This window comes from Kocuria sp. ICS0012, assembly GCF_001665945.1.
GTDB lineage: Bacteria > Actinomycetota > Actinomycetes > Actinomycetales > Micrococcaceae > Kocuria > Kocuria marina.
This window is the reverse complement of sequence record NZ_LZMM01000018.1, coordinates 25,552-31,551: the sequence shown is the minus strand read 5'-3', so window position 1 is coordinate 31,551 and position 6,000 is coordinate 25,552. Positions and strand designations below refer to the sequence as shown.

Annotated in this window: 4 protein-coding genes; all 4 read right to left on the bottom strand. The window is 61.5% G+C overall.

The window, feature by feature from the left end; translation table 11 throughout:
- Positions 1 to 46: 46 nt before the first annotated feature.
- The 4 genes from A5728_RS01705 to A5728_RS01690 all read right to left on the bottom strand — a co-directional run bounded on the left by A5728_RS01705 (position 47) and on the right by A5728_RS01690 (position 5,463).
- On the bottom strand, positions 47 to 1,255 hold the full coding sequence (locus tag A5728_RS01705; protein WP_064845413.1) for an aminopeptidase P family protein: 1,209 nt from the start codon (positions 1,253 to 1,255) through the stop codon (positions 47 to 49).
- Between the two features lie 47 nt (positions 1,256 to 1,302).
- Entirely contained in the window at positions 1,303 to 2,082 is a 780-nt protein-coding gene (locus tag A5728_RS01700) for a creatininase (protein WP_064845412.1), read from the bottom strand.
- Positions 2,079 to 3,872 carry a BCCT family transporter gene (locus A5728_RS01695; protein ID WP_082943147.1) on the bottom strand — a complete coding sequence of 598 codons (1,794 nt, stop codon included), beginning with the start codon at positions 3,870 to 3,872 and terminating at the stop codon, positions 2,079 to 2,081. Before A5728_RS01695 ends, A5728_RS01700 begins: the two co-directional genes overlap by 4 nt.
- Before the next feature lie 283 nt (positions 3,873 to 4,155).
- Positions 4,156 to 5,463 carry an MFS transporter gene (locus A5728_RS01690; RefSeq protein ID WP_064845411.1) on the bottom strand — a complete coding sequence of 436 codons (1,308 nt, stop codon included), beginning with the start codon at positions 5,461 to 5,463 and terminating at the stop codon, positions 4,156 to 4,158.
- Between the last annotated feature and the right edge of the window lie 537 nt (positions 5,464 to 6,000).

Below are 6,000 nucleotides of genomic sequence, written 5' to 3'. Positions count from 1 at the left end.
CAAGCACACCTCCCCTCTGGGCACCCGGTACAACACCGCATACAGCTCATCCGTCCAGCTGATCCTCGCCGACCACCAGGATGTCGTGCTCACGGTACCCGCCCGCTCCGGGCTGGCCCTCGGGAACGGTGATCATGGGTTCCATGGACACGACCATTCCCGGTTCCAGAACGGTGTCGATGTCTTCACGCAGCTCCAGGCCCGCCTCGCGGCCGTAGTAGTGGGACAGCACACCGAAGGAGTGCCCGTAGCCGAAGGTGCGGTTGGGCAGCAGGTTGTGGGAGACGTAGATCTTGTTCAGTTCCGCGGCGATGTCCTTGCAGACGGCGCCGGGCTTGATGAGCTCCAACCCGGCCTCGTGGACCTCCACATTGATGTTCCACAGTCGCAGGGATTCCGCGTCCGGCTCACCCAGGAACATGGTGCGTTCCAAGGCCGTGTAGTAACCGCTGGTCATGGGGAAGCAGTTCAGGGAGAGGATGTCCCCGCGGCGCAGCTTACGGGTGGTGGCCCAGTTGTGGGCGCCGTCCGTGTTGATTCCTGACTGGAACCACACCCACGTGTCGCGAATCTCGGAATCCGGGAACGTGCGGGCGATCTCGTGGGTCATGGCCTCGACGCCAGCCAGAGCGACTTCGTACTCCATGACGCCCTCGCGGATGGCCTTGCGGATCGCCTCGCCACCCAGGTCGCCGATGCGGGCGCCGTGCTTGATGACTTCGATCTCTTCTGCGGACTTGATCGTCCGCTGGCGCATGGAGTCCTGGGAGACGTCCACCAGCTCGGCGTCCGGGAAGGTTTCCCGGAAACGACGGCGGATCAGCTCGGGCATCGTGTCGTCCTCCACACCGAGGCGCCTGGCGGTGATCCCGCGCTCCTGCAAGGCCTGCTGGACGCCGTAGTAGTAGTTGTCACGGCGCCAGTCGGTGTAGACGATGTTCTCGCCGTAGCTGCGCCGCCACGGCATGCCGGCGTCGATGTTGGCCGTCACCGAGACGGAGTCCTCGGGGGTGACCACGAGGGCGTATGAGCGGCCGAAGTAGGTGAACAAGAAATCGGAGTAGTACTTGATGCCCTGGTAGCTAGTGAGCACCACGGCGTCCAGGTCCTTCTCCGCCATGATCTGACGCAGCCCGCCCAGTCGACGCTCGAACTCCGCATCCGAGAACGTCAGGGGCGTTTTCTCGCCGTTGTGCAGGACCTTGAGGCGCTCGAGTTCGGAGACGCTGGTGGTGGTTGGGGTATTGGTGGACATTATTTCTCCTTTGTGTGGTGTGGATGTCCAGACTCGAGGGCGTACGTTCAGCGCTCGAGCCCGAGTTCGGTGGAAAGATCGGTTGCCAAGTCCGTAACGGTCCGCTCGAACAGCAGCCGCCCTTTCTGCGCCGTGGAACCACTCGGTGCGGACAGTGCGCCCGTGTGCGGGGTCCGTTCCGGAACGACCGGAAGCCGGTCGAACCGGGGGAGCAGCGCGGGGTTGTGTTCCACGGCCTTGTCCATGTGCACCAGCTCGGGGTGCAGATGGAGCATGAGGGAGGTTTCGAGGACTCCGCCGTGTTCGATGTCCCAGCCCGGGAAGCCCTGGGGGTACACGGTTGCGAGGGTGCTCTCGGAAACGTAGTCCCAGTAGGACAACAGAAGGACCGACGGGCCGGCGGGGTCGGACAGGCCGAGTTCACGCAGCGCCAGGTCCACGCCCTCGTAGAGAAATTGGTAGTTCTCGTAGTGGCCGTTGACGAACACCACGTTGCGGACACCTTGCTGCAGGAACGAGCGGGTGATGTCCCGGGCGATGCCGATCAAGTTGTCGGCATCGAGGCTCAGGGTGCCCCGCAAGTGGTTTCCCCCGCCGGACTTCTGCTGGGATTTGTATCCGTAGTTGAGAGTCTGGGCCACCTTGGCGCCGGTGCGCTCGGCCGCCCCCAGGCTCACGGCGGTCGCGAGCAGGCTGTCGGTTCCCAGGGGGAGGTGGGGCCCGTGTTGTTCGAGCGCTCCCACGGGGACCAGGACTGTGGCGCGGTCGTTGTCGAGCCAGTTGGAGAATTCAGGTGCCGTGGCATGTGCGAGCAGGGAAGTTTTCACGCGTGTCCCCCTTTCATGGAATCTTCATCCGGCGCGGTGGAAGGCCGGCGGGAATCCGCGACGGAGGTGTCGGTGAGGATGGGCATCTCTCCGGTTGGGAGACCGTGCTCGTCCACGTAGTCGTCTTCAGGACGAGGATTCGGGTCGTTGATCTCCTTCTCGAGTCTCCTGCTGTCCTTGGTCCGTGTGACCAGCCTGCGGATCAGGTTGGCGATCATCAGGAAGATGATGAAGGAGAAGGGGAAGGCCCCGATAATAGTGCCGGTCTGGACCGTGTCGACCACCGAGGTGCCACCGATGGACAGGAGCACGGTCGCCACGGCGGCAATGCTCACAACCAGGACCACACGGAACCACGGACCGGCCTTCCGGGGTGCGGAGACGAACTCGGCAAGCGCGTAGGTCCCTGAGTCAAGGCTGGTGACGTAGTAGGTCGCCACGAGGATGGTGGCCACCACCAGGAGGATCCCTCCCACGATCGGAACCATTTCGAGCGCTGCGAACAGACCGGAGGAGGTGTCTGCGGCGACCTTCTCTGCAATTTCACCGCTGCTTTGTTGGTTGTAGTACACCGCGGCAGATCCGATGATGCCGATCCAGATCATGACGATCAACGACGGGATAATGGTCACGCCCAGGATGAATTCCCGGATGGTGCGACCACGGGAAATCCTGGCGATGAATCCCCCGACGAAGGGGGAGAAGGCGATCACCCAGCACCAGATGAAGACTGTCCACGGTCCACTCCAGCTATCGGACCAGCTCTCAAGAGGGGCGCCGGATGTGCCGGAGTCGGACCAGAAGCTCATCGGGATGAAGTTGTAGATGAAGGTACCGAAGGTCTGCGTTAGGTTCGAAAGAACGAAAACGATGGGGCCGAAGAGGAAGACCCCCACCACCAGCACGATACTGAGCACCGAGTTGGCCTCGCTGATGCGCTTCATGCCCTTGTTGACCCCGACGAATGCCGAGAAAGCGGCGAACGCGGCCAGTGCGACGATGACGATGACCCATACGGTGATGCTCGGCTCCACGCCGGTGAAGGTGGACAGGCCGCTGGTGAACTGCATCACGGCAAAACCGAAAGAAGTCGCGAGACCCAGCACGGTGGCGATGATGGCCAATAGTTCGACAATCACGCCTGCGGAACGCTGCAGGGGTGCGGGGAGAATGTCAACGGTGGCCTCACGGAAGGTCAGGGTCTTCCCCAGATTATGGTGGGAGTAGGCAAGGCAGATGGCAACCACGCAGTACATCGCCCACGCGGTCAATCCCCAGTGGAAATAGGCCCAGACCATCCCGGGTTCCCCCGGGCTGTCGGAGCCCGGGACCACGGGAGCCTCGTCGCCCAGCAGCATGGGCTCGGCAACGGACCAGAAGATCAGTCCCACGCCCTGCCCGCAGGCGAACAGCATCGAGTACCAGGCGAACTTGCTGTGCTCGGGCCGAGCCTTCGGGCCGCCCAGCCGAACCCGGCCGATCTTGCTGAACGCCAACCACGCGCACACTGCGATGGCCGTCAAGGAATAGAGCACGAACCACCAGGTGAATCCGGAGGTCACCCACGTCCGAAGATCGTTGATGACGCGAGCCGACCCGTCGGGATTGACGCTGACGGCCACGATGACCGCGATGATCAACAGCGGGGGCAGGACCGTGATGATCGTTCGATCGACCTGTGGGATTACCCGTCCTCGGAACCGTGGAAGCGAAACCTTCAGCTGCTGATCTGCCTCGGGCACTGCTTCGCCCGTGCGGTCAGTGACCTGCTGGTCTTTAGTGCGGGTCATGGGGCCTCCTTCCATCGACGGCGATCTCGCCGACGACCGTTCGCTAAAAATGCAGGATGGCTGGCTGTCCACCGAAGTTGCATTCAGCAATACGGTGTTGCAAAAAAAGTGAACCACACCACAGTGCCTTGGTCAAGGGTGCCAGCAGATTTGGGTTCTTTTCTTCATGCGCACGTAATCTCCCCACGAAACGTTGATGTAAGCGGAACCTGTACGCAACCCTGTTGCAACACTGGTCAGTTCTGCGACCCAAGCGCAACGGAGGGTGTAGGGACAAACGCGATCAATGGGTGAGTGGGCGGCCTGCAGTCTCTTTGGAGACGGCTACGGCGATCAAAGATCCAAGAGCTGCAACCACCAAGTACCACGCGGGTGCCAATGGTGTACCGAGAGCTGAAATTAAAAGGGTAGCCATGAAAGGCGCGGTGCCGCCGAACAACGCATTGGAGACATTGAAACTGACGGCAAAACCGCTATAACGCATTCGGGTGGGGAATGATTCGGCCAGGAAGCTGGGTAGTGTCCCGTCGTTGAGGGTCAGCATGGCTCCGAGGACCACCTGAAGTATGAGGATCAGGACAAACGAGCCGGTGTCCAAGAGCATGAAGATGGGGACCGTGAGCACCATGAAGCTGATAGACGCCGCCATCAGCACTTTCTTTCGCCCAAATCGGTCTGAGGCCATCCCTGTCAGGAAAATGAATCCCACATATGTGACCAGGGCGATGGACGTGGCAATGAAGGACTCCGTCTGGCCGAGCCCCACTTCCTCGTGGAGGTACGTGGGCATGTAGCTGAGCAGTATGTAGAAGCCCACCGCGTTCAGTAGTACCGCGCCGATGGTGCGCAGCAACGTCCACCAGTGGTACTTGAACATGTCCAGGACCGGGGTTGATTTTGTCTGTTCCTGTTTCGCGAGTTCGCGGAACACGGGTGCGTCCTCGAGCCGGTTGCGGATGTATCGGCCGATGAGACCCATCGGTCCCGCCAGAAGGAAGGGGACCCTCCAGCCCCAGGACAGCATCTGATCGTCGGAGAGAATGGCCGTGAGACCGGCGACGAACAACGAGCCGAAGAGCAGACCACTTGCCGTACTCGCCGGTACCACCGCTGCGTAAACCCCTCGCTTGTGGTCCGGGGCGTACTCCACCAGGAAGGCCGAGGCGCCCGCGTACTCGCCCGCGGCTGAAAACCCTTGGACCACACGCACGAGCAGCAACAGGATGGGTGCCGCAATGCCAATAGTTTTGTAGTCGGGAATCAGGGCGATAGCGAACGTGGCGGCGGACATCACCAGGATGGAGAACGACAGAGCCACCGTTCGCCCGATTTTGTCCCCGATGTGCCCCCAGACGAACCCGCCTATCGGTCGGATGAAGAACGAGATGGCGAAGAGGCCGAAAGTTGCGAGCAGGGCTGTTTGCGGGTCCGATTCCGGGAAGAACACTCGTGCGATGGTTGCGGCCAAATAGCCGTACACCGCGTAATCGAACCACTCCACGAAGTTGCCGACGAAGCTCGCAGCAATGACTCGGTGTCGCTCGCTGGAGGTGACCGCTTTTGAGGTGATGCTGGATGTGTGTTGTGCCACAGGATTCCTTTCGGGCGGCCTGTCATGTAGAGGCAGGAGTGTGATCAGTGGCAGTGGAAAACTCACTAAGCAGACAACTACGTTGCAGTGAGCGCAAGCTAGTTGCCTAAAAATAGGCTACATCACATGTCGAGTCAAGGCTTGGAGGGCAAAATTTTGCGGTCGTTCGCTCCGGAACACCCCCCGGGAGACCTCTTCCAGGGCGCTGGGCCCCGATTCGTACAAACCCGGCGGGAGGGGGTCAAACCGCACCAGAACGTCGCAACGGCACAACTTTGTTGCAATCGATGCAACTTTAAGGATGTTTTGACTCAACGACTGCGGCCAGCCTGTCGCCCCGGGAGGTTGGCCGGGAAGCAGAAGGGTATTGCTTCTCGGCGAAGACCCCACAGCCGCGGACCTCGCGAGGGGCGGGGCGCCAAGGGGGGAATTCGGTCCCTGCGGGGCGGGCATCCGCTTTCTCGCCGAATGGAGCCGCGGCGATATCGGTGGCGGACGGGGCGATTTGGTGGGGCTGGGTGTCGTCCATGACCTGGT